Genomic DNA, 23,274 nt, shown 5'->3' on the forward strand with positions numbered 1-23,274 from the left:
CCCGCAGATCGCAGACATCGTCGAGCGGTGTCAGGCGCTCGGTATCCACCGCGTGAGCGTGTGCACCAACGGCATTCGCTTGGTGAAGGATCGCGCGCTGCTCGAACGACTGGCGAAGCTCGGCGTACGCATCGCCCTGTCTTTCGACTCCTTCGAGAAGCACGCCGACTACGCCCTCCAAGGCGCGAACCTGGTGGAGCTGAAGCTCGAGTGCTTGCGCCTGTTGGCTGAGTACGACGTGGACACGACGCTGATCCCAGTGATGACGAAGGGCTACAACGACCACGAGATCGGTCGCATCATCGAGCTCGGCTTGAGCCAGCCCAACGTGCGCCACCTGGAAGTGCACACGATTACCTATACCGGACAGAGCGGCGTCGACTTCGACCGCAGCGGGCGGATCTCGATGGTCGAGGTGCTCGATCGCATCCAGGAGACCACGGGCGGCTTGCTCCGCCGCAGCGACTTCGTGCCCTCGCCCTGCGCGCATCCGCTCTGCTATCAGATCGCGTATCTCCTCGTGGATCCAGACGGAGGTCCTCCGCTGCCCTTCACCCGCTTCATGCCGCGCGAAACGTTGGTCGACTGCCTGCGCGATCATCTGTATCTCGAGCCGACCCCGCGCCTCGAGCAAGCGCTCAAGGACGCCATCAATCAGCTGTGGGTGGGCGGGGAGACTGGTTTGGGGGAGAGGAGCGATGTCCCCTCACTGTCTGGCGCCGAAGCGGATCGCGCCTTGAACCTGCTGGAGTCGCTCTTGCGTCGGTTGTTCCCCAAGAAGCCGCTCAGCGCGGAGGAGGCGCTGCGCATCAGCGAGCGCGCCGCCAAGGCGGTGTACGTCCATTCCCATATGGATGAAGAGACCTTCGACGTCGAACGCGTGAAGCAGTGCTGCGACAGCAACTGCTACGCCGACGGCAGCAGCATCCCCGTGTGTAACTACAACATCCTGTACCGCGAAAAAGAGAGCCGCTTCATGCAGCAGCCGAAGGACTGGCAACGCGACGGAGGTCGCCGACTGCCGCTGATCCAGCCAGGGGCGCACGGTGGCTGAGCGCCTGGCTGGCAAGCGCTGCCTGGTGACTGGCGGCTCGCGTGGCCTCGGTCGCGCCCTGTGCGAAGCCATGGCCCGCGAAGGCGCACGCGTCGCCTTCACCTACTCCGAAGACGACCAAGACGCAGAGGACGCTCGCAACGCGATCGCAGCGCTGGGGAGCGAGCCGCGGGTGTTCAAGGGCTCCGTCGCAGACTCCGCGCACGTGCAGCGCGTGATCAAGGAGCTGGTAACTGACTGGCAAGGCATCGACGTGTTGGTGAACAACGCCGGCATCACCCAGGTGCTGCCCATCGCGCTGCTCGATGAAGCCGATTGGGACCTCGTGATGGACGTCAACGTCAAGGGCGCCTACCTGATGAGCCGCGCGGTGCTGCGCCACATGATCAAGCAGAAGCGCGGCCACATCTTGAACATCGGTAACTTCGCTTCGGAGCGGGTGATCGAAGCCCCGGTGCACTACGCCGCGAGTAAAGCCGCGCTGCGCGGTTTCACCGAAGCGCTCGCGCGTGAGGTCGGGCGCTACAACGTGCAGGTCAACTTGCTCGCGCCGGGGCTGCTCGAGACCGGCATGGGACAGGCGCTGCCGCTCCACCGCAAGAAGGAGTACCTCGAACAGTGCGCCCTCGGACGCTTTGGCACCACGCAGGAGCTGGCGGAGCTGTGCGTATTCTTGTTGAGCGATGAAAACCAGCTGATGCACGGCGCGAAGCTCGTCGTGGACGGCGCACTGTAAGAGGCTGAATCAACCCTCACCCGAGCCCCCGATGGAAGACTACAAGGACCTCCTGCGCCACGGCTTCGATGAGTACCGTGACTTCATCAACCCGCTGATCTCCGAGCGCGCCGCCTTGGCGGGAGAGCCGCTCAAGGTGATCCGCACGGAAGAGGGCCGCATCGCCACGGCCAAGTCGGACTGGATCGAAGATCTCCACGGCACCCAGGCCTTTGGCCACAAGCCAGCGCCCATCATTCAGGCCATGCGTGAATACCTGGAGAGCGACGCGCCCTCCTGGTACCCCGCGCGGGTCAATCCGTTTGCGGGGCGCCTCGCGCGGCGCCTCGCTGAGCGCACCGGCTACGACAACGCGTTCTTCGGTTGCACCGGTAGTGACGCCGTGGAGGCGGCGCTCAAGCTCTCGCGGGCGCTCACGAAGCGGCCCAAGCTCTTGGCGCTGACGGGCGGCTACCATGGCTGCTCCTACGGCAGCGTGAGCCTGATGTCCCCAGGCTACCTGAGAGATCCCTTCGCTCCGTTCGTCGAGGGCGCAGCGCATCTCGAGTTCGGCGACGTGGACGCGCTACGCAGCGCCCTGCGGGCGGAAGACGTCGCCTGTGTCGTCGTCGAGCCGATTCAAGGTGAAGGTGGCGTTCGCGCGTTACCTCGAGGATATATCGAAGCGCTGTGTGAGTTGACCAAAAAGCACGGCACGCTCTTGGTGGCCGATGAAGTACAAACCGGTCTCGGACGCGCGGGACAGGGCTTTTTGGCTTCGGAGCGCTGGCCCCGGCGCCCGGACATCGCGCTGCTCGCGAAGCACCTCGGCGGCGGCCTGATGCCCATCAGCGCCATGCTCACGCGACGCGAGCTCTTCGAGCAGGCCTATGGCGCGCACTTCGCCAGCGGGGAGAGCCACAACACCACCATGGGCTTCAATGCCCTGAGCGCCGTTGCGGCCCTCAGCGCTCTCGAGCTACTGACGCCGGAGCTCATGACGCGGGTGATCGATCTGGGCGCACGCTTCAAGCTGGAGCTCGCGACCGCACTGAAGAGCTCGCCGCTGGTGCGCGAGGTGCGCGGCTCGGGCTTCATGCTCGGTGTCTCCTTGGACAGCCTGGATCACCCGTGGCTGTCCTTCGAACACTTTGGCTTCAGCGACCTCAAACACAAGAGCGTGATGGCGCCCCTCGTGTGTCACCGCTTGTATCCGCGTGGTTACTTTGCCTTCTCCTGCGGACATGACTGGAGCATCCTGCGCATGCAGCCCCGCTTCAACATCCCTGAGGAGCGGCTGTTGGCGATCCCCGACGTTTTGCGTGAGGCAATCGACTACCTGGAGTCCTTAGGATGACGCGCACGGCTTTGGTGCTTGGGGGCAGCGGCTACGTCGGTAGCGAAGTGGTGCGCAGGTTGACGGCGCGAGACGTGCACACGCACTTCACGTTTCATGCGTCTGAGAAGCAGGCTGCCGAGCTGCAAGCGGCGACTTCAGCGCAAGCTCACCGCGTGGATCTGCGGCGCCCGGAAGCAATCCAAGCGCTGTTCGATGAGCTCGGAGCCCAGGGTGTCACGCCGGACGTGTTGATTCACTGTGCGGCGGTTCTCGACACGAGCGCCCCGGACGGGATCAGCAACGGCGACCTCGACGAAGCGTATGCGGTGATCTGCCGCTCAGCGTTGCTCGCGAGCCAGCTAGCGGCGCGCGGCATGAACGATGGTGGCGATATCGTGTTGGTCGGTGCGCTGGATCGCGCTCAGTCGCTTCCCATCCCGACTGCCTTTGCGGCCTGCCAAGGCATGCTGAGCGGTCTCTCCATGGGACTGGCCAAGGAGCTCGGAGCGCGCAACGTGCGAGTGAACTTGCTCACCTTCGGCTTACTCGAGGGAGGCCTTTCGAGGCGCCTCCCGGAAACGACACGCAACGCTTACCTCAACTACAGCGCCGCCAGGCGTTTCGGAACAGCAGCCGAAGCAGCTCGCTCCATCGCGTGGCTCGCGCTGGACAACCGCTACATGAGCGGCAAGGTGGCTGCGTTCAACGGCGGGATCTGACCCGCTTCAAGAAAACCGCGAGCCTCGGACGCCGCGCTCGCCAAGGTCACCAGCGCTTCGTCCCCATGACGAGTGCCAGGTGTTTGGCGGCGTCCGAGGCCAACGGAAAACTCAGATGAACGACAGACGGCTGAAATCCTGAGGCACAACCGGATCGCCTCACCCCAACCAACTTGCCTCGTGCACCAGGGAGCAAACCCGGCGCGTCGGCCAGATTGCGCTGGCATAGCGGTTGCTGTGTTGGCGCTGTGGAAGAGACGTTGGGCAGCTGGAGCCAAGCGAAGCCAAGTGATGGTCGCCTCAAGGCAGGTGCCAAGCTCGTGGTGCGCGTCATCAATCGCGCTCGCGAACACGATGTGCCGATGGTCGCCGGGAGCGTTGCCTTCTTCTGCGTGCTGGCGCTGCTTCCGCTGTCCATCGCGGCGATCAGCGTGTACGGGCTGCTCTTCGATCGTCATGACGTGGTGATCCAGATGCAGAGCCTGGCGCGGGTGTTGCCGTGGCGCGCTCGCCAGCTCCTGACCGTGGAGCTGCTACGTATCGTCGACTCCTCGAGCCTCGGCGCACAACTCGGCTTTGGTCTGGTGTTCTCCCTCTGGAGCGCTTCCTCGGGGACTCAAGCGCTGATCGAGGGGTTGAGCTTGGCGAGGGGCAAGCGAGACACACGGAGCTACCTCAAGCTGCGTGGCTTGGCGATCTTGATGACGCTTGGCATGTTGGTGCTCGGTGGCCTGATGCTGGGCTGGGCCACTCTGACCCCCACGGTTTGGGCTAGCCTCGGCTTGAATGGCAGCGCGCTGCGCGTGGGTCATGTGATTCAGCAGTTGTTCCTGCCAATCATGGTCAGCGCGGGGCTTGCAACCGTCTACCGCTACGCCCCAGATGGCTACGTGCGCACCTGGAGCAACGTGATCCCCGCGGCAATCGCCGGGACGCTGCTTTGGCTTGCTGCTTCGGTTGGGTTGTCGCTGTTTCTCTCTCACGCGGGAGCCTTCGGTCGCACCTACGGCGCGCTAGCTGGGGCGATCGGCCTGTTCTTGTGGTTCTATCTCTCCGCGATGGCGGTATTGATCGGTGCGCAAGTGGAAGCCGAGGTGAACCCTCGTAGTTTGCGTCGGCCGACGCGCCCTCCGGCGAAACCGAGCAAGCGCGCGCTCGAAGAAATCGACGTCGAGCTCAGCCCCCCGCGCAGCCCCTTGCGGGTGCCAACGCGCGAGGCGGAGCTCCACTGACCCTCAGCTGATGAAGCTCGAGATCACGCCGAGCAGGGTTCCTGCCGCTGCCGCTGCCGCGCCACCCATCAGGCACAGCTTGGCGGTCTTCGCGGCGCTGCCCATCAGCTCGTCGCGAGACTTGGAGCTCATGACCAGCGACGCGAACTTCGGCGCGGTGATCAGGTTGCCCTCGTTGCGGCCACACACGTAGAGTCGATTCTGCACGGGCATCACACGCTCGATGCAGGTGAACTTGTTGGCCTTGGAGAGTGTCGGGTTGACGAAGGCATAGTGTCCGAACTGGATCGCCTCATTCTTGCCAACGGCGCCCTTCAAATCCGCCAGGAAACCTTCCTTCTTGGTCTCTTCAAAGGTCTTGTTGAACGGATCGAAGTCGCCCCCCTGGCTTGCATCGACCCGCACGGCGCCAGAGCCATCGTTGAGGAAGAACTCAGCGCACGACTTCTCGTCGACGTAGTCCTTGCTCTTCGTGCTGTCCCCGTCTTTCCACTCCCCCACTACCTTCAGCTCGTAGTAGAGGCACTCCGTCCCGGTCACGGGCGAACGCAGCGGCTGCTGCACTACCACGTCACCTTGCGCGCTGATGGCTCCACGCGGGCCAGCGAGCGCCGCCCCCTTCGTGGCCGCGTCTCCGGTGGACACGAACGGTGCCTTCGAGAGTCGCCCTGCTTTGTACTTCTGCATGGCTCCGAAGATGGCGACGATGATTCCAAGTCCGACGATGATGGCTGCGATACTTCCCATTTTGAATGCTCCTCCCGAGCTCCACGTCGACTGACGTGCGCACGGCTGGCCGACGGCCATTTTCCTTGTGGTAATCCTTCAGACGACGGGCAAAGCCGTGCTGCACGGCTGGCAGCGCGACGCTCGCCGCTCCGCCCCCGTCGTGGGTTCATCGCCATCTACCGACCGCCCCCCTATAAACTCCCATCAAACCCGATCAAAGCTTCGGGAGCGCGCCCTCAGGAGCCCGTGGCTCGCCGGATCTCCTCGTAGTTTTAGGGGGTTAGGAGATTCGTCCGGCTATTGTCCGCGCCCGGGAAGGCAACGGGATGGCGTGGGATCAAACCCGCGCCACCGGCACGTCGCTGCCCAGAGCGTAGCCATCGTCGAGGGTGCGGATCAGCGCCTCGAGCCCCAGCTTGCGCAACGTCGAGAGCGCCACCCGCAAGCGCTGCGTGGCCGCGGCCTCCAGGATCCGCTCGCCCGGCCAGCCCGCTTCAATCAGCTCGACGCGGGTGCAGCCCTCACTCCGCTCTCGGGCCTCTGCGAGCGCAGCCAGAATCGCCCCCAGGGACTTCCGCTTGCCCAGCGTCACTTGTCTACCACCGGGAGCGCGAAACCAGGCACCGTCCCGCGCTACCAGCCAGCAATCTGGCTCCGAGCGCAGAGACTGGGACTGGCGACGCGAGGCGCAACGCTCGAGAACTCGCAGCTCCAGCTCACGCAAGCTGCGCTCGGCAGCAAACGGACTCGGCCCGCCGCGAGCCAGTGCTGTGGCCAGATCACCCAAGTCCGAGCGCCCCGTGCGCTGAGCTTGCTCTCGAACCTGGCCGAACCAGCCGAGAGCGCGGGACTCCGCGCGGGCCTCGCGTTCCAGCTGAGCCAGATGGAGCGCGCCAAAACACCACTCACGGCACCCTTGGGTAAGCCCGCCCAACGCGGTCTCCAGCTCGACGAACGCCGCGCCACCATTGCCTTGTTCGCGTAGTGTCACGCCGAGATGGTAGCGCGCGAGGGCCGCGAACTTCGGCAAGCCTCGCCGCAGGAAGCCTTCCGATACCTCGCGGAAACTTGCTTCCGCTACAGCGAGGCGCTGAGCGTCTAGCGCCTCCCTGCCACGCAGGAAGCAGAGCCTCAGCTCGAGCCCGGTTACGAACTCTTGGGAGAGCGCGGCACCCCGAGGCACGGCCTCCAACGCTCCCGCGGCCTGCCCCAGGTGCTTGGAGGTCGCTGCTTGGTCGCGAAGCTCGATCGCGACATCGGCGAGTAAGAGCTCCGCTGCCGCTCGGCAGAGTAGATCGCGCTGGGCGCTCCCTGTCGCTCGAGCCAGACAGCGTTCGGCCTGCACCCGCGCGCTGTCTAGGTCCCGGAGTGCCAGGTACCCCTCCGCCAACTCGAAGGAGCGCCACGGGTCGCTACCGGGACCAACCAGATCCCGTGCGCGCTCGAGCGCATTCTGCGCGTCCTTGTCGTGCCCTATTTCCGCGAGGCTCCGAGACAAGCTGAGCAACGCGAGGAGCTCGAGCTCCGCTTGTCCCGCGCGCCGCGCGAAGTCCAGCGCACGCACCAGAAGCGCCGAAGCGCCTTGGGCGTCACCGCGAGCGCGCTGCGCTTTCGCCTGCAGTACCATCGCCTCACAGATGAGCGGTAGGGCTGCGCCGCTCGAGTGCGAGCGCTCGATGACCTTGGCGAGGACTCGCTCCAAGCTGGGACTGATCGTGCTTCCAAGTTCGAGCGGAGCTGCAAACCCACGAGATATCACGCGCAGCGCGGCATCGGCGAAGCGGGTGGAGAGCTGAGGTGCGTTGGTCGCTCGCTCGAGGACAGCCTCGAGGTTCTCGAGCGGCGTCTCGACCTCGCCGAGAGCGTAGTACTCCGCCCACCCCAGCTCGATGAGCTGTGCTCGCGGAGCGGCGATGCGACTGAGCACGAAGCGTCGCAGGGGCGGCGAGAGGAGTAGCCGCTCGGCGTCCCGCAAGAGCCACGCGCGGCGACGGAGCGCGCTGCTCAGCTCCAGACAGTCGTTACCTCGCGGCAACTCATCTTGGCCCCCCAACAACTCGAGCGCCGCCTCGAGTTCTGCGAGGCTCGCACCTCGCGGTGGCCACGCGATGACCATCAGCAACGCTTGTAGCGGCGCGTCGAGCCCTTGCCACGCCGAGAGTAGCGCTGCGTCGAGCGAGCTATGACGCCCCGCACCCTTCGCCTGCGTCAGCTGCATGCCCTGAGAACGGATGCGGTGCAGCAACGCAGGCACGGGCAGCACATCGAGCCGGGACGCCGCGAGCTCCAGGGCTAGCGGTAAGCCTCCCAATTCGTGACACAGCTGAAGCACGAAGGGGGCCTGCGCCGCCGGCAGCTCCGCACCGAAGCGCGCTGCGAACCGGGCGAAGAGCGCCGGCGCGGCTTCCTCATCCAACGGCAATACCTCCACCGCGACAGCACCTTCCACACGCTGCAGCAACGCATCGGGGCGGGCACGCAGCGTTACGACAACTCGCAGATCCGGAACAGCCTCCAGGAGCCCAGGAAGCACCTCTTCAAGCCACTCCCCCAGGTCATCCGCGTCGTCGAGCAGAAGCCCGAGCGGAGCCTCGCTGTTGAGCAGCTCCCGCAAGGCAAGCAGCGAGTCGCCCCCGGCTGAACTCCCGGGAGAGACCGCTCGGACCACCTGGCGGGCCACGTCGAGCGCGGCGCCCGCAGCCCCCAGGGGAACGGAGGTCCACTCCGTCTCACTTTCGCGCGGAAACAACTGGTGCGCCAGAAACGTCTTCCCAACGCCGGGTAGCCCCCACAGCACGAGCAACCGCCAGTCAGCGTCCAGGCAGCTGAGCACCGCCGCTCGCTCGCTCTCTGAGCTGATCATTGCCACCGCCTTAGGAAGCTCACACCCGCAGGTTCGTGGATCGGCCGCGCCTTTTCAATACTCCCCGGCGCTGGCTGACGAGCCGCGAGCACCAGGCTCTCAGGCTGTGCGCAGCGCCTCGTCCGTCGCTCCAACGCTCCCGAGGGCAACTGAGAGCTCCTCCACGCTGTTGAAGCGATCGGCGGGTTGCTTCGCAAGTCCACGGGAGAGCACCTCGTCCAGTCCAGCCGGGCAGTCGCTGCCAAGCAAGGCGCTGGCGGGCGCCGCGGGCTCCGTGAGCAGCCGCGCGTACACGCTCGCGAGGGTCTGGTCCATGAAGGGAGGCGCACCTGTCGCCATCTCGTAGATCACGGCGCACAAACCATAGATGTCGCTCCGCTGATCCACCGCCTCGCCCCGCGCCTGCTCCGGCGACATGTACATCGGAGTGCCCACTGCAGCGCCCGTCGCTGTGATCCGCGAGGTAACGGCATCGTCCACCGGTTTGGCCAGGCCAAAGTCCAGGATCACCGCTCGCTCCAAGCCTTCTGCCTCGCGGCGCACGAAGACGTTCGCTGGCTTCAGGTCGCGATGCACCAGCCTTTGGGCGTGCGCGGCGGCGAGCGCCGAAGCCAAGTCCAGCGCGAAGCGCCGAGTGTCTTCCCAGCTGAGCTTGCCAACGCGCTGCAGACGCGCCTCGAGCGTCTCACCCTCGAGGTGGTCCATCACCATGAACAGCGTACCGTCCGCAGCGCGATCGAAGTCATGCACCGCCACGATGCCCGGATGGCCGATGCGATTGACCGCCAGTGCTTCACGTTCGAAGCGGCGCTGCGCGTCTTCGCTGACGCGCAGATCGCGGCGAATCGTCTTCACCGCGTAGCGGCGCCCCGTACGCAGGTGCGTCGCCGAGTAGACGTCGCCCATCGCTCCCGCGCCGATCAAGGCCTCCATGCGATAGGTGCCACCAAGCAGCGCACCCACCATGCTGCCCCCTGGGTCAGGCTGCTGAAGCTGCGCCTGGTACTGCGCCAGCACGTCGTTTCCGAGCACGTGCTTCCGTGGCCCGATCCCGCTGCTGTCCTCACCGGGTATCGACAGGTCCTCATCGGACTCGGGAGCCTCGTGTCCAACCAGCCACAGCTCCGACTGGTCCATATCGGTGATGAAGCCGTAGGTCGCACCCTGGAGCGCCAGGGACGTCACGCGCTTGCCCGGGAGACCGAGCAGGCGGGCGGCGCTCACGAGACTTGCTCCGGGGTTTTGCTCTGCGATGGCGATGAGGCGCTCGTACTGACCAGCACGCGACCAGTTCGCGATCCCCCGCCAGAGCATGAAGCCGGTGACCGACAGCGGGAGCAAACCGAACACGAACAGAATCGTCGCGACGGCGCGGTCCTCCCACGGATTGCTTTGCTCGCCCCAGACGAACATCAGCATCGCAAGCAACACCCAGAAGCTCGAGAACACAACGCCGGGTACGCCGAGGCCGATGAGCCACAGCGCGCGACGCCTCAACGAGCGGCGAACCGGGTGAAAGCGCTCCAAGCTGATGCGCACGATTGGACGCTAGCATGCCGCGCGGCGGGCTCTGAGGCCCGGAATGCCTACGCGCCCATCGCTCAGGTTTGCGCCAAGGACTGGCCCGTTGGCCCGGAAAATGCGGCTACCGCGTGGCAGCCCTAACTGGTCGGATTCATGTGCACTTCAGCGCCCTGTTGGCACCCCATGCGCATCCCAGTTCGCATCCAGAAACACCCGTGAACTGGTTTGACCAACTCGCGTCTTCATTCATCGAGGGCGCGCGGAACGAGGGTCGCGAGACGCGCGAGCCACCAAGTGCTGAGCCGCGGTGGCGTCTCGTCCCCAGTGCTGGTGCACGTAGCTAGCGAATAGTTGCCTCGAAACGAACCCCTCCGCCCCGAGATCATCTCCCCGCGGAGACACTAGCCGCCCAACGCTACGCACAACGCCGCCGGGCTCTCGCCCCCACTCGAGGGTGGAGTGACGGAACTGGTGCCCCCGAAGCTTCGTCCCGGGTGGCCCCAAGAGGCATGGCTCGGCGAGTTCAAGCTCACAGTAGCCAATCGCCTGCAGGCGCTCACACATCGATACCTTGGCTGGCAATAGACCGAGCAGCGCGTGTTCGGCTCCTGCTGCATCGCGGAGTAGGTTGCAGCAGTACATCAGGCCACCGCACTCGGCGTAGATCGGTTTATCCGCGTAGAAATGTCCCCGCAAGGCAGCCAGCATCCGCGTGTTGGCTGCGAGGCGCGCGCCGTGGAGCTCCGGATAGCCACCACCAAGGTACACCGCGTCGACCTCCGGCAGCTCACCCTCTAGCGGGGAAAACTCGACCAGGCGCGCCCCCATCTCTCCGAGGCGTCGCAGGTTCTCCGGGTAGTAGAAGCTGAACGCAGCGTCCCGCGCCACTCCAACCCGGCAGCTCGCTGGCTTTGCGCTTGCTCCACGTTGCTCCTCTCCCCCCGATCCCCCGCTGACGGAGACTCCAGCTAGTTTGGGGGTGAGGCGCGCTGCTCGAGCATCGAGCCACTCATCAAAGCGCAGATCAGCTTGCACCGCGTCCGCCCAGGCATCGACCCGCGCTACCGTTTCCTCAAGAAAACGAACATCCGCAGCTCCCTCGAAGTCCGCCGTCAGCCCCAGGTGCCGCTCGGGCAGCTCGAGCTCCGGTCGCCCCACGACCCCACCCAAAAGCTCCACCGGCAAATCGAGCTGCCGCAGGAGCCCGGTGTGACCGGGGCCCCCAACCCGGTTCGCGATCACTCCGGCGAAGTCGAGCTCCGGCGCGAAGCTCACGTAGCCCCGAACCAGCGCCTCGAAGCTCCGCGCGACACCGCTCGCGTCAGCCACCAGCAGCACCGGCAGCCCAAGCCAGGCAGCGATCTCCGCGCTGGAGCCGGCGTTGCTGGTCGGCTCTGCACCGTCGAACAGGCCCATCATGCCCTCGACCAGCACCACGTCGGCACCTCGAGATTCCGCCAGGAAAGTGCGTTCGACGGCTTCCCGGCCCATCAGCCACGCATCCAGGCTGTGGCACTCGACGCCAATCGCCCTGAGTTGCTTCGGGTCCAGATAGTCTGGCCCCACCTTGAAGCAGCGCACCACCAGGCCGCGGCGCTGACACAAGCGCGCCAGCGCCAGACACAGCGTCGTCTTGCCGACCCCGGAGTGGGTGCCGGCAAGCATGAACGCGGGCGGCATCAGTTCGGCTGCAGGCAGCAGAGCGTCGCGGCGCCCGTCGGCTTGGCCTCACCGGTAGTGCCGGGAGCGGAAGCCGGGCAAGATCCCTGGGGATCCGTGTTGTGACGGAGATAGCCGCTCGAAACCGTGAGCGCGGTACTACACTCTCCGGGGCTCACCCTTTTATGGAGGAATGGGATGGGGTTACAGCTATCCACCAACACCACCTCGGAGTTGCACGTGCCGCTCGCCGAACCACAGGTGCAAGCGGTGCAGCTGCGGTTGTCATTGAAGCCGCTGTAGGTCGTCACCTTGACCGAGTACGGTCCTGCGGGGCAGGCCACGTCTCCGGACTGAATCACGCACGCGGCTTGGAAAGAAGTGCCCAGCTTCGGCGTACACACCGCACCCCCGTTGCAGGTTCCGCCGGGATCCGCCATGTCACAGGCGACGACCTCATTGCGGAAGCCAGACTGATCGATCGTCGTGTTGGACGCCCGCGGTTGGCAGCCGGTGGCCGTGTAGGCCGGGGTGTTCGTGAAGTACAAGCGTCGGTTGTTCAGGTTGGTGGCCGAGGTACACGCCCCCGGCGCGACGCTATAGCCCGCCCCGGCTAGACACAGGAGGCACGCACCGCTGGCGCTATTGGGGCAGATACCGGCGGATCCGCAGGCTTCACCCGTTGGCGGATCGCAAGCGCACGCGCAGTGATCCTGTCCAACCTCGAAGTCAGACTTTGCGCTGAGCGCCGTGCCCGCGAAATCACCCACGCACGCCGGCGGTGCGTTGCCCTCATACATCGCGACGGGGCCAGACCAGCCATTCGGCGCTGGGGGCAGGCAGTCGCCGGCGCAAGTCGCCGACGTCCCCGCGCTGCCACCAATCCCCGCGGAACCACCTGTGGCGCCACCGGCTCCAGTGCCCGCATCCCCCGCTGAGCCAGCGCTCGAGCCTCCCGCCGCGCTGCCGCCAGAGCTAGTCGAGCCGGAGCTTCCGCCGGAACTCGTCGAGCCGGCGTTGCCACCAGAGCTGGTCGAGCCAGCACTTCCACCCGCAGAGCTCCCGCCGGAGTCCACGCCGGTCTCTCGCTCCTCGGCCGAGCAGCCCAACGCCAACATCCCGATCACCCCGCAAGCCACGACGATTCGCATGGCAGGAGTCTAGACCGCACGGGCGCGTCGCCCAAGTCGCGTCAACGAAGAAGCCCCCGATGGTGGCGCTCGGCCACGCTGTCGGGGGCTCTTGGACTTTCGTCACTTTGCGCGGGTTTCCGCGCCTGGAAACAGCTCAGAACTTCACGGCAACGGAAGTGCTTCCGCCACCCTTCACGTTCACGCTGCGCACCTGACGGCCCTCGGCGCCAATGAACACGATGGTGTGGGAACCCGCCGCGACACGCACCGTCTTCGGTGCCATGCCGATCGGCTTGCCGTCGACCACCACGTTGACCGGGGGGATCGAGGAGATGTTGATCATCCCCTTGTCGCTGGCCGCCGCGCTGTCCTTCGCCTCTTCCTTGTCCTTCGCGGGGGCGTCTTCTTTCGCGGCGACCTTGCTGCCAGTGGGCGCCTTGGCGGCGCCGGACGAGCTCGAAGGTGCCTTGTCGTCGTCCGCCTTGGTTTCTTCTGCGGGCTTCTTCTTGCCCAGGTCTTCTAGACTCAGGGCCTCGTCCTTGGGCTTTTCCGCAGGGCTATCAGCCTTGACGGCTGTCGCGCCATCCTTGGAAGGAACCAGATCAACGCGCTGGTCGGTGGTCGCGCCGCCCTTCACGCTGATGGAGATCGCGGCAGAGCTCTCGTAACCCGGCGCCATGACCTTGAGGAAGTGCTCCCCCTCGGTCAGGCCGTCCACCTTGCAAGGTGACGCTTCGCAGCGCTTGCTGCCGTCAACGAAGAGCTCGAACTTGTCGATCGCGGAGCCACCGGGCCCCGCGACGCTGGCGAGCAGGGTGCCGTCCTTCGCGCCGAAGCCGGCGACGCCTGCTTGCTTCGCGGCCAGGCCACCAACGGCCAGCACGAGCACGGCCGCGGCAGCGACCAGCAACTTGCTGGCTCCACCCTTCGCCTGCTGGGGCGGCGGCGGAGGCTGAGACATCGAGGTGGGCGGTGCGCTGTGCAGCATGTCCCGCGGCACGCTCGCCACCTGGGGGATCTCTGCAACGTGCTGAGACTGAACCGACGGGGGCGGAACCATCGACGACTCGCTGCGCGCACTCGCAGGCGGCGGCACGTGTGCCACCGGGCGCGCTGAAGGGGGCGCGGAAGCGCTGCTGGTCATCGCGCGGACGATCGCCACATCGGGCAGTTTCACCGTTGGCGTGCCGTCAACCGGAGCGCGCACCGGGGTCGCGTCGTCACCGTTGTCCTCCAGGTACTCAGCCTGAGCGATCACTGCTGCCTTCGACGGCGGAGGCGGCGGCGCTGATATGCGGGCGGAGGGCGGCGCCGGGACGGCGCTGGTCGGCGGTGCCGGGATGCGGCTCGGAGGCGGCGGAGGCACCGGGCTCATCGCGTGGACGCCGCTCGAAGAGGGCATGGAGGGACGCGCCGAGCCGACTAGGCTGGCGGCCGCCGAGACCTGGCTCTTTGGCCCGCTGGACGGCGGAGCGAAGCCGCCGCGCTTGCTCTTGGTAGGCAGATCCGCGAACAGCTCTCCGGAAGACTCTTCATTTTCCACAGTGGAAAGATTGCTGTCTGAGCTGGACATATCGAATAACCTCCAAAAAAAGCGCTAGATGGGCACTAATGGGGCGCGTCGCGGCGAGAAACACGCTTTGAGGGTGCGTACTCCCGGCGCTGAGCACGCTGGATTGTATTTCAAACCTAAAGGACTTCCATGGGCCAAATGCGGCCGTCCGGCTGGTTTGTTACGATTGAAGAAAATTCCAGCAACACTACTCGCTGAGAATTGCGCCTACAGCAGGCTTTTTGCTACTTCTGCTCGACCACTGAACCCGTGAGCATCCCGAAAAAAAACGACCGTTTGCTACCGAGCTTGAAGGTCTAAACGGGGCCCCGTTTCGGCGAAGTTTCAGGCAATTCGCAGCACGAGCACCGTCGCGCGAAGGCTCGGGCGCCGACGCGACGCTAGTTTCCCGCCAGAAGGCCGCTTCGCGCAACTTCAAAGCCCAAGCGGCGCGTTTCGATAGTCAAAAGGCTACCGGTCGCGCGTTCGTCCTGGAGCCACTCGCTTCAGCGCGCGGAAGCGCCAAAGCGAGCTGTGTATTTCCCTAGGGATCTATCTCGGTACTGAGCCCTGCTGGCGTTGCTCAGATGCTGTTGTCGAACTCGGTGCAGTCCATCGTCTGATAGCCGCTCGGGAGCGTCGCGGGGTCGAACGACGGCGTCTTCCCCTCGGCGCAGCCGAGCTGGCAATCGCTCAGTTCGAAGCCGCTGCTCAACTGGTAGCGGCAGTCCCCTTCATCGAATCCAGGGGTCGCCTGGCAGGATGCGCACTTGATACAGAACGCCGTGCAGAGCTGCGGGTCCCAGCCCTGGCTCGTGCCTCCGGTACCGCCGCTTCCACTCGCGTTGGTGCCGTAGCCGGTGGGGTCCTGAGTGACGACCCACTCGTCGATGATCTGGCCCTTCACGGTCCGATACTCGCCCCGCGCCTTGCGGGGATCGCCGTCGACCCCGAACTCCATGATCACGACGCCCGCTGCATCACCGATGTTTGCAGAGGCGGTGCGCACGCCGTCATTGATCGTGACGTTGCTCGCGTAGCCCGACGACCACCACGTGTCGTCATCGTGGCGGGCCGCTTCGTAGTCACGCAGGCCGATGCCTCCGGCACCATTCACGGTGACATAGGTGCGGCCCTGGGCGAGGTTGATCAGATCCCAGTCGCCGGTCGCGCCGTGCCCCGCGTTACCCACGTCGGTGAGCGTGAGCGTGCGCGCGTAGCTGTGTTCGTGTCCGTTCACGATGAACGCGCCTTCGGCCTGGCAACGCTGATAGACGCCGTAACCCGCTTCGTTGCCTTTGCCCCCGAGCTGCATGTCGTACTGGTTCACGTGCCAGCCGCACATACGCCAGATGTTGGTGCTCGCTCCGAGCTCCTGACGCAGGAAGTCTTCGTGACCGCTGCCCATCAAGCCCACGCCGCTCAGCACGAACTTGAAGCCCTTGTACGTGCACGCGTGCTTGACCCCGACCTCACCGACGCAGTTCACGTCGCTGATGGTGTCGAGTTCCCGCTGAATCACCTGCTGGTACTCGGTCCACTTGCTGGTGTCGTGGTTGCCCACGACCGCGAACCAAGGGATGTCGCCCAGGCCATCCTTCATCTGCTTCTCCCACGCAGCAGGATTGTCCTGATAGTCGAAGTCGCCCATGTGGATCAGCATGTCGACGTCCGAGTTCCGAATCACCGTGAGCAGGTCTTTGGCGTCCTGGGACAGGCCCTGATCGCCGAAGAACGCCACTCGGAGACCCATATCCGTAGGGATATAAGTGGTAGCTCCACCGGCTCCGCCGGCTCCACCGGAGGTGCTTCCGCCTTGACTGCCGCCAGAGCTTCCGCCCTGGGAGCTGCCAGCGCTCGCGCCGCTGCCCGCACTCGCTCCACTGCCCGCGGTCGCCCCACTGCCTGCGGTCGCCCCGCTGCCCGCGCCTCCCGAGCCTTCGGACTCACCACTCGAGGAGCAGGCGCTGAAGCCCAGAGCCACCAAACCGATCCCAGCGAGGGTAAACCACGTGTTTCTCATAGCGTTCGTTCCGGGAGTCTCGCCAGCTGCGCCGTCCACAGCAAAAGGATTGGCCAACGTAACCAACAAGTCACGCCTGTGAAGGTCGAAGCTACCCATCGACCGGCGCGCGGGAGAGCCTGTCGCGGACCTGTTGCAGTTGCAACAGCGCTGCGCTGTTCCTAGACTTCACCCCATGGCCAAGCCCGCAAAGAACCAGCGCGAACTCCGGGACGCGCTGCGCACCGCAGGGCTTCGAGCGACGATTCCGAGGGTACGCGTCCTGAGTGCCCTTGGCGCGGCAAGCACGCCGTTGAGCCACGGGGACATCGCCGATGGCTTGGCGGAGGAAGGCTTCGATCGGGCCACCATCTATCGCAACTTGATCGACCTGACCGACGCCGGCTTGGTACGTCGCAGCGATCTCGGCGACCACGTGTGGCGCTTTGAGCTCGCCTCAGGTGACCACCACGAACACGACGACAGCCACGCCCACTTCGTGTGTGCCTCCTGCGGCGCCGTGGAGTGCCTGCCGGTGGAGAGCGTCACGCTGTCGCCCGGACGCGGAGCTCCGAAGGCGCTCAAAGGCAGCGACCTCGAGATCCAAGTCCGCGGCCTGTGCGACAGCTGCGCCTAGAAGAACAACTCGTTCCAGCTCACCTCAGCGGCGGCGCGCGAGCTCGCCCACCAAGCGCTGGAGAGTGGACAGCGCGGTGGTGATCTTTCCGAGGAAACTCGGCGAGTGAGGGATCAGCGTGAAGTTCGGATGCTGGGACCAGAGGCGCCGTAGCTTGAGATCCAGTGCCACAGCCTCGGTTTGGCTCTCGATGCGCACGCGGTTGCCGCCTTCGATGCCGAGCCCACCCGCTGCCGCAGTTTCGAAGAACACCACCGCGTCGTAGCGCTCGAGCTCCTGATCGAGGGACGTGTTCAAGCTCTCGAAGAAGGAGGTCCCGTCATCCGGCCAGTACGCCGCTCCGTCGACGGTGCCGCGGTCGCACAGCAGGATCCGCTCCGGGTAGCGAAAGGACTGCACGTCTTCGAGGTTCCGTTGCACGTGATAGATGGCGGTCTGCACCGATCTCAGGCCGCGCGGCTCGGTACACCGCGGAAATCCGCCACCGAACATGATGGTGGCCGCCTCGGGCACGTTCACGACCTGCTCGCCGAGTTCGCGGCGGAACAAATCCGCGGCTGTCGTCTTGCCACCACCGGGGCCCCCCGTCACCACGATGCGTGTGCGACGCACCCCGTTCTCGTTGACGTGGAGCTTACCCGCCGCTGAATCTTCACTCACCCGGCGAGCTTACCCGATTCGCTCGCTGGGAGGTCTAACGCGCAGATCACGCAAAGCCTGCGTCTGACACCAAGAGCCAGTCAGCGTTGCGCACGCCCTGCGCCAGCAACGGGAGCCCGACCGCGCCGGACGAGGCACCTCACCCCCAAAAACACGAATAGTTTTTGCGCTCCCGCAAGCTGATCGCGAAGCGGTCGCCGCGGTGAGGGCACTTCGGCACGCGGGTTGCTCAGAGCAAGTAAGCCTGGTCGACCGAATCGACTCGAGCGACCAAGGAGGAGGAACCGTGCTCGTCTCTGACATCATGACCCGCAATGTGCTGACCGTGTCGCCCGACGCCAGCGTGCAAGACATCGCCTGGGGATTGCGTATCCGCGGGGTAAGTGGCGCACCGGTCAAGGACGGCGACGGACACCTCCTGGGTATCGTATCCCGCACCGACCTCAACGACCCTAGTCGGGTTGGAGAGTCAGCGCCCGAGAGCAGTCAGACCACCGCTGGCGAGGCCATGACCCCCGCGCTGTTCGCCGTGCGCGATACGGACACCGTACTCGACGCGGCCAAGCGCATGGTGGAGACGGGCACACACCGTCTGGTGGTCGTGGACGCTGACGGCAAGCTAGTCGGCATTGTAACCCCGATGGACGTGCTGCGCTGCTATGTCACCCGCGGCGGCAGCCTCGAGTGAGGCAAGCCACCTCAAGTGAGCCGCGCCGTCACGCTCGCCGCCACTAGAAGAGGCCAAAAAGCCCGCAAATCGGCCCTAATTTCCCCGACGTCGCACCCGGGAGCGCTGGTCCGCCACTTGCTGTATAGCCGGGGTGCGCACGAATCCTCAATGGGTGGGGCGAGTCGCTGCTGGCGTGCTCGCATCGAGTCTTTTTTGGGCGTCCAGCGCGAGCGCTCAAGCAAGCCCTGACGAATCCTATTCCTCCTGGAAATACGGCCCGACTCAGACAGAGAAACCCGCGTCATTCGACGACTTTTCTGGGGGAGAGGACCAACATCGCCTAACGTGGAAGTATCCGCGCTTTGCCGCATGGCAAGTCGGCGTGAGCGTTGCGCAGACCGCAGCCAGCGTTGGGCTCGAGTTCGGGCTGGAGACCGCCGACAGCGGTTGGCGAAACGGCATCTTGATGGATGACACGGCGCGCTCCGGCTTGGTCGCTCATAGCCCTGAGGGGCGCGCCCGCGCCGGCCAGGTCAGCGACATGATGTGGTACTCGACCCAGGGCTTTGCGGTGCTCGACTCCCTGGTCACGCCGCTGGCTGCAGACGCAGGCAACACGGACGTCGCGCTGCAGCTGACGTTGATCAACTGGCAAGCGTTTGGCTTCTCCTTCTTGGCTACGCGCATCCCCGTCAAAGCGGTGGGTCGAGGGCGCCCGAGCCTCAAAGAGTGCGACGCCGACCCCGGGTACGATAAGGCCTGCGATCCAAACGATCCGGGTCGCACCCAGAGTGCATTCAGCGGCCACACGTCGATGACGTTCACCGCGGCCTCACTGATCTGCATGCACCACGCCTACTTGGAGCTGTATGGCGAGCCGGCCCTCGACTACGGCGTGTGTGGCTTGGCGATGGCGAGCGCGACCACAGTGGGCACGCTGCGGATCGTCGCCGACAAACACTGGACCTCGGATGTGCTGATCGGCGCGGGCATCGGCTTGGTGTCGGGTCTCGGCGTGCCCTACTTGTTCCATTACTCCCACACCTTAGAGGCGAAGCCCGCGAGCAGCGTTGAAGTCGCCTTCGCGCCTGTGTTGAGCGAGGACACTCTGGGTGTAGGCGCGAAAGGCTACTTCTAGTTTGATTCCGTAAGGTATCAGGGAGGTCCCAAAAGGATGCGCCCCGCTACGCTGCGGCGGACAAGCAGGTCACTGACATTTCGCCGAGACCAGCGCCGAGTAAGCATCAGGACACATTTCTTGAGCGCAGCTCGCGCACCCGTCGCTCTCCAGGCCACCGATACAGGTCAACCCGCAGCTGCTCAAGCAATCGCGCATGCCCGTGAGCTTCATGGCCACGTTTGGGCACGCATTGTCCCAACACGCTCCCGAGCAGGCGTCGCCATCCGCTGAGCCGCGACAGCCCGCGAGGCAATCGAAGGTCTCGGCGCCCCCGAGCGTGCCCTCGCCGTCCGTGACCCCTTCGTAGCACCACTCCATGGACTGGTCCTGGCGCGGCCAGTACATGCCGACGAACATGCACATCTCGTTCGTGTCTGCGCTCGCCCCGGCAACCACCGAGTTGGCAGTATCGTTCGCAAAATCGCAGGTGTAGGAGATGCTGGAGCCGCCATGGATCAGCCCGCCGCTTGAACCGAAGCTCCGCGGCAACGGCTCTTCCCAGTCGGTGGTGGTGTAGAGCGAGCCTTCCTGCATTGCGGGGGAAGTCGCGTCATCCGTTTCCGCGTGAAAATTCACACCGCGACGGTGCATATGGGACGCCGCGAACGCCAGGGAGATGTCCGACTTGATGGGGCAGGTCAGGCGAGCACTGCCTTGAGCGTTCGGGTTCAGGTGGATCTTCGGGTTGAAGAAGAACAGTACACCGGCCTCCTCACTCACGCTGCTAGCCTCGACGAGCTCGACGTTGAAGTTCATCTTCGCGTCCAGCGCCTGGCTGGTGGTGTTCAGGTAGTGGGCCTGCACCAGCATCAGCTCACCGGGAGATACGTGCATGCCGACACCGTCAGGAAAGTCGAACTCACCGACCTCGGACTGCGCACCGTAGACGATGCCTCGCACCTGACTCATCCAGCTGGATCCAGCGTCAGCACCGCCTTCGCCGCAGGGCGTAAACACGTCCCCGCCTTCGGGCATCTCGGTTAGCTCCGTGCGGAAAACCAAGAAGTGGTGGCTGCCCGGGGTGTAGTCGTGCTCCATGCGGCTGATGGAGAGCTCGCGGCCGTCGTTCGGCATGCGGATGAACTTGCAGAGCTGCACCTCTTCGCCGACTTCGACTCGAGTGCTGAACTCATAGCTCTGACGATCCGTGTCGGACTCCACTGAAGGCTCCGTCGACTCGGAACCACACCCCGCGACCGACACCACGCACCCAACCAACGCCACTCGAGCGAGCCACCTCATACACACCTCACTTTCAGTGATATCACTATCACGAAAGGCCCTGTGCGCAATGGTGGCGACGGCCCCGCCCCCAGCACCGGCGAATTCATCAATTAATTCAGCGCGTTGAAGCTAGTCTTCCGCCGCATGAGCGACTGCGTCCTCGACGATCTGCGCCACGTGGGCGTCCGCCAGGCGGTAGATGATCCGCTTCCCCTCGCGCTCGGAAGCGACGAGGCGCGCGTCTCGGAGCACCCGGAGCTGATGGCTTGCCGCGCTCTGCTCGAGCCCGCAGAGCTCCGCCAGGGCGCCCGCGCTCTGAGGTCCGCGTCGGCAAAGCGCAAGCAGGACCCGAAGCCGCGCCGGATGCGCCATCGCGCTGAGCAAGTCGACCGCGCTCTCCAGGGCGTGGGCCGAGAGCACCCGCGATCCAGTTCCTCGAGGTAACGTCTCACGCTCGGCGCGCAACGCCGTGCGGACCGGCCGCCTCAATGCTCCACCTCGGCCCCTGCCGGCACTGCTTCAAATAGCGCGCACGGCGCGCCACAAGGACGCGGCTCGGTCTGCAGTGTGGTGTGCCGGATCTGGAAGCGGCGGGTCAACAGCTCCTCCACGCGCACCCTCAAATCCGTCGCCGCGACGCGATCGTCGTACACGATGTGCGCCGACAGGATGGGCTCACGCCCGTCCACGGACCAAAGGTGCAGCTCGTGCACGTCGGTCACACCTTCTACTGCCTCGAGCTCGCGCAACACGGCCTCCGCGTCCACGCCAGCGGGCGCGAAGTCGAGCAACACGCGGGTTGCATCCTTGAGCAGGCGCCAGGTGCCCCACAGCACCAAGGCTCCAATCACCAAGCTCGCGATCGGATCGGACAGTGGAAACCCGAGCCACACACCACCCGCCGCGATCACGGCAGCGAGCGACCCGAGGGCGTCGGCCAACATATGCGCCAGAGCTCCGCGGACGTTGAGCCCCTCGGAGTCCGACCGATACAGGTGCCAGGCGCTCCCGAGGTTGATCGCCAAGCCAATCAACCCGGTGATCATCACTGGCCACGGCGCGACGTGCACCGGCTCACCGAGCATGCGCTCGATTGCCTCCCGGAAAATCGAAAAGCACGCCACCGCCAGGATGATCCCGTTGACGAACGCGCCGAGCACCTCAGCTCTCAGCAGCCCAAAGCTGCGTGTGGGGCTCGGCGCGCGCCGCGCAAGAAACGCAACCGCCAGCGCAAGGGACAGAGCACCAACGTCGGTGACCATATGCGCGGCGTCGGAGAGCAACGCGAGGGAGTTGGTCATGAAGCCAACGACCACCTCGATCACCAAGAAGGCACCATTGAGCGCCAAGGCCCACGTCAGAGCCTTGCGGCCGGCGGAGTCCGTCGCGCCACCGTGCCCGTGTCCGTGGCCATGAGAGTGGCCACCATGTGCGTGTCCATGCATGAGAGAACGTTCATATGAACGATTTTTCATGTTTGAGCAAGCGCCAGGGGAAATGCCTGAAACCCCGCGCAGACGCAGCATGGGTACGATTGCCACAGCGAGTGAGCGGCGCGGCTGCTATAGCCGCCCGGACCCATGGATTCCCCTCCACAGTCCACGCGCCCGAGCGTGGCGTCGCTCGAGCAGGCGGCATTTGCAGCGTGGCCAGCTGAACGTGTTAGCGATCTCGAGGGCTGGCGCCTGCGCTACATGCGGGAAGTCACTCGGCGCGCCAACAGCGTGTGGCCCGTCTCCGGAAGCGATCAAGGCAGCGCCGAACTCGAGCGACAGGTCGCCCTGGCGGAGACGTTTTACGAGAAGCTCGGGGCTAGCCAGGTGCTGTTTCAGATGACGCCCCTTGCGGACCCAGGGCTAGACGCGGTGCTAGAGGCGCGCGGCTATCGAGTGGATGCGCCGGTGGCGATCCAAATCGCACCGCTGAGCAAGGTGATCCAACTCACACCCCGCGGAAACGCGTGCGTCGAGCTCTCACCGGGACCGGACTTCATGGAGGTTGCCGTTCAGCGCGGCCGCTTCAAGGACACACCGGAGGAGTTTCAAGGCTTGCTCCAGCGTATCCAGGGGCGCACCGGATTCGGAAGCGTGGAGAGCGACGCCGGCCCCATCGCGTGCGGGCTGGGCGTGTGCGACGGAGACCTGATGGGCGTCTTCAACATGGCGACCGTGCCTGAGGCGCGACGCAAGGGAGCGGCTTCCACACTGCTCGGCGCCTTGTGTCGCTGGGCGGAGCGCCGCGGCGCCAAGTACGCGTACCTGCAAGTCGAGCGAGACAACGTTCCCGCGCTGAAACTCTACGCTCGCTACGGCTTCGAGGAAGTGTACGGCTACCACTACCGCAAAAAGAGCCTGGAGGAGTAGCCCTCCAAGCACGCTTCCC

Annotated in this window: 20 protein-coding genes; 9 read left to right on the plus strand and 11 right to left on the minus strand. The window is 65.3% G+C overall.

Annotated features, from left to right (window positions below; genetic code table 11):
• The 5 genes from H6718_36560 to H6718_36580 form a co-directional block, all read left to right on the plus strand.
• Window positions 1-1,054: radical SAM protein (locus tag H6718_36560; protein MCB9590975.1), on the plus strand; the 1,054-nt coding region annotated here is incomplete at its 5' end.
• Window positions 1,047-1,790 carry an SDR family oxidoreductase gene (locus tag H6718_36565; GenBank protein ID MCB9590976.1) on the plus strand — a complete coding sequence of 248 codons (744 nt, stop codon included), beginning with the start codon at window positions 1,047-1,049 and terminating at the stop codon, window positions 1,788-1,790. The genes H6718_36560 and H6718_36565, both read left to right, overlap by 8 nt.
• Window positions 1,791-1,821: 31 nt before the next feature.
• A complete protein-coding gene (locus tag H6718_36570) occupies window positions 1,822-3,126 on the plus strand; it encodes an aminotransferase class III-fold pyridoxal phosphate-dependent enzyme (GenBank protein ID MCB9590977.1) in 1,305 nt (434 codons plus the stop codon).
• A complete protein-coding gene (locus H6718_36575) occupies window positions 3,123-3,827 on the plus strand; it encodes an SDR family oxidoreductase (GenBank protein MCB9590978.1) in 705 nt (234 codons plus the stop codon). The genes H6718_36570 and H6718_36575 overlap by 4 nt, the downstream gene beginning before the upstream one ends.
• A 248-nt stretch (window positions 3,828-4,075) precedes the next feature.
• A complete protein-coding gene (locus tag H6718_36580) occupies window positions 4,076-5,059 on the plus strand; it encodes a YihY/virulence factor BrkB family protein (protein ID MCB9590979.1) in 984 nt (327 codons plus the stop codon).
• A gap of 3 nt (window positions 5,060-5,062) precedes the next feature.
• Here H6718_36580 and H6718_36585 read toward each other — a convergent pair whose 3' ends face one another.
• From H6718_36585 to H6718_36615, 7 genes are all read right to left on the minus strand, one after another.
• Window positions 5,063-5,806, minus strand: a complete 744-nt coding sequence (locus H6718_36585) for a hypothetical protein (GenBank protein ID MCB9590980.1) — start codon at window positions 5,804-5,806, stop codon at window positions 5,063-5,065.
• Between the two features lie 319 nt (window positions 5,807-6,125).
• A complete protein-coding gene (locus tag H6718_36590; GenBank protein MCB9590981.1) occupies window positions 6,126-8,651 on the minus strand; it encodes a hypothetical protein in 2,526 nt (841 codons plus the stop codon).
• Window positions 8,652-8,750: 99 nt separating this feature from the next.
• Complete coding sequence (locus tag H6718_36595; GenBank protein MCB9590982.1) at window positions 8,751-10,190, minus strand: protein kinase; 1,440 nt, start codon at window positions 10,188-10,190, stop codon at window positions 8,751-8,753.
• 231 nt (window positions 10,191-10,421) lie between these two features.
• Window positions 10,422-11,855 carry a cobyrinate a,c-diamide synthase gene (locus tag H6718_36600; protein MCB9590983.1) on the minus strand — a complete coding sequence of 478 codons (1,434 nt, stop codon included), beginning with the start codon at window positions 11,853-11,855 and terminating at the stop codon, window positions 10,422-10,424.
• Window positions 11,855-12,985, minus strand: coding sequence for a hypothetical protein (locus H6718_36605; GenBank protein MCB9590984.1), 1,131 nt, complete (start codon window positions 12,983-12,985; stop codon window positions 11,855-11,857). The genes H6718_36600 and H6718_36605 overlap by 1 nt, the downstream gene beginning before the upstream one ends.
• A gap of 136 nt (window positions 12,986-13,121) precedes the next feature.
• On the minus strand, window positions 13,122-14,540 hold the full coding sequence (locus H6718_36610) for a hypothetical protein (GenBank protein MCB9590985.1): 1,419 nt from the start codon (window positions 14,538-14,540) through the stop codon (window positions 13,122-13,124).
• Between the two features lie 562 nt (window positions 14,541-15,102).
• Window positions 15,103-16,542, minus strand: coding sequence for a metallophosphoesterase (locus H6718_36615; GenBank protein MCB9590986.1), 1,440 nt, complete (start codon window positions 16,540-16,542; stop codon window positions 15,103-15,105).
• 175 nt (window positions 16,543-16,717) lie between these two features.
• Between H6718_36615 and H6718_36620 the strand changes: the two genes are divergently transcribed.
• A complete protein-coding gene (locus H6718_36620) occupies window positions 16,718-17,158 on the plus strand; it encodes a transcriptional repressor (protein MCB9590987.1) in 441 nt (146 codons plus the stop codon).
• A gap of 24 nt (window positions 17,159-17,182) precedes the next feature.
• Here the strand turns inward: H6718_36620 and H6718_36625 are convergent, their stop codons facing one another.
• Window positions 17,183-17,770 carry an AAA family ATPase gene (locus H6718_36625; protein ID MCB9590988.1) on the minus strand — a complete coding sequence of 196 codons (588 nt, stop codon included), beginning with the start codon at window positions 17,768-17,770 and terminating at the stop codon, window positions 17,183-17,185.
• 334 nt (window positions 17,771-18,104) lie between these two features.
• Between H6718_36625 and H6718_36630 the strand changes: the two genes are divergently transcribed.
• On the plus strand, window positions 18,105-18,506 hold the full coding sequence (locus H6718_36630) for a CBS domain-containing protein (protein MCB9590989.1): 402 nt from the start codon (window positions 18,105-18,107) through the stop codon (window positions 18,504-18,506).
• A gap of 133 nt (window positions 18,507-18,639) precedes the next feature.
• A complete protein-coding gene (locus H6718_36635) occupies window positions 18,640-19,626 on the plus strand; it encodes a phosphatase PAP2 family protein (GenBank protein MCB9590990.1) in 987 nt (328 codons plus the stop codon).
• 69 nt (window positions 19,627-19,695) lie between these two features.
• Here H6718_36635 and H6718_36640 read toward each other — a convergent pair whose 3' ends face one another.
• From H6718_36640 to H6718_36650, 3 genes are all read right to left on the minus strand, one after another.
• Window positions 19,696-20,910 carry a hypothetical protein gene (locus tag H6718_36640; GenBank protein MCB9590991.1) on the minus strand — a complete coding sequence of 405 codons (1,215 nt, stop codon included), beginning with the start codon at window positions 20,908-20,910 and terminating at the stop codon, window positions 19,696-19,698.
• A gap of 111 nt (window positions 20,911-21,021) precedes the next feature.
• Window positions 21,022-21,264, minus strand: a complete 243-nt coding sequence (locus H6718_36645) for a helix-turn-helix transcriptional regulator (GenBank protein ID MCB9590992.1) — start codon at window positions 21,262-21,264, stop codon at window positions 21,022-21,024.
• A gap of 113 nt (window positions 21,265-21,377) precedes the next feature.
• On the minus strand, window positions 21,378-22,337 hold the full coding sequence (locus H6718_36650) for a cation transporter (protein ID MCB9590993.1): 960 nt from the start codon (window positions 22,335-22,337) through the stop codon (window positions 21,378-21,380).
• Window positions 22,338-22,472: 135 nt separating this feature from the next.
• On the opposite strand from H6718_36650, the gene H6718_36655 reads away from it, so the two are divergent.
• Window positions 22,473-23,255: a GNAT family N-acetyltransferase gene (locus H6718_36655; GenBank protein ID MCB9590994.1), complete on the plus strand. Its 783-nt coding sequence runs from the start codon at window positions 22,473-22,475 to the stop codon at window positions 23,253-23,255.
• Window positions 23,256-23,274 lie beyond the last annotated feature (19 nt).

The sequence above is a fragment of the Polyangiaceae bacterium genome (assembly GCA_020633205.1).
Classification (GTDB): domain Bacteria; phylum Myxococcota_A; class Polyangia; order Polyangiales; family Polyangiaceae; genus JAHBVY01.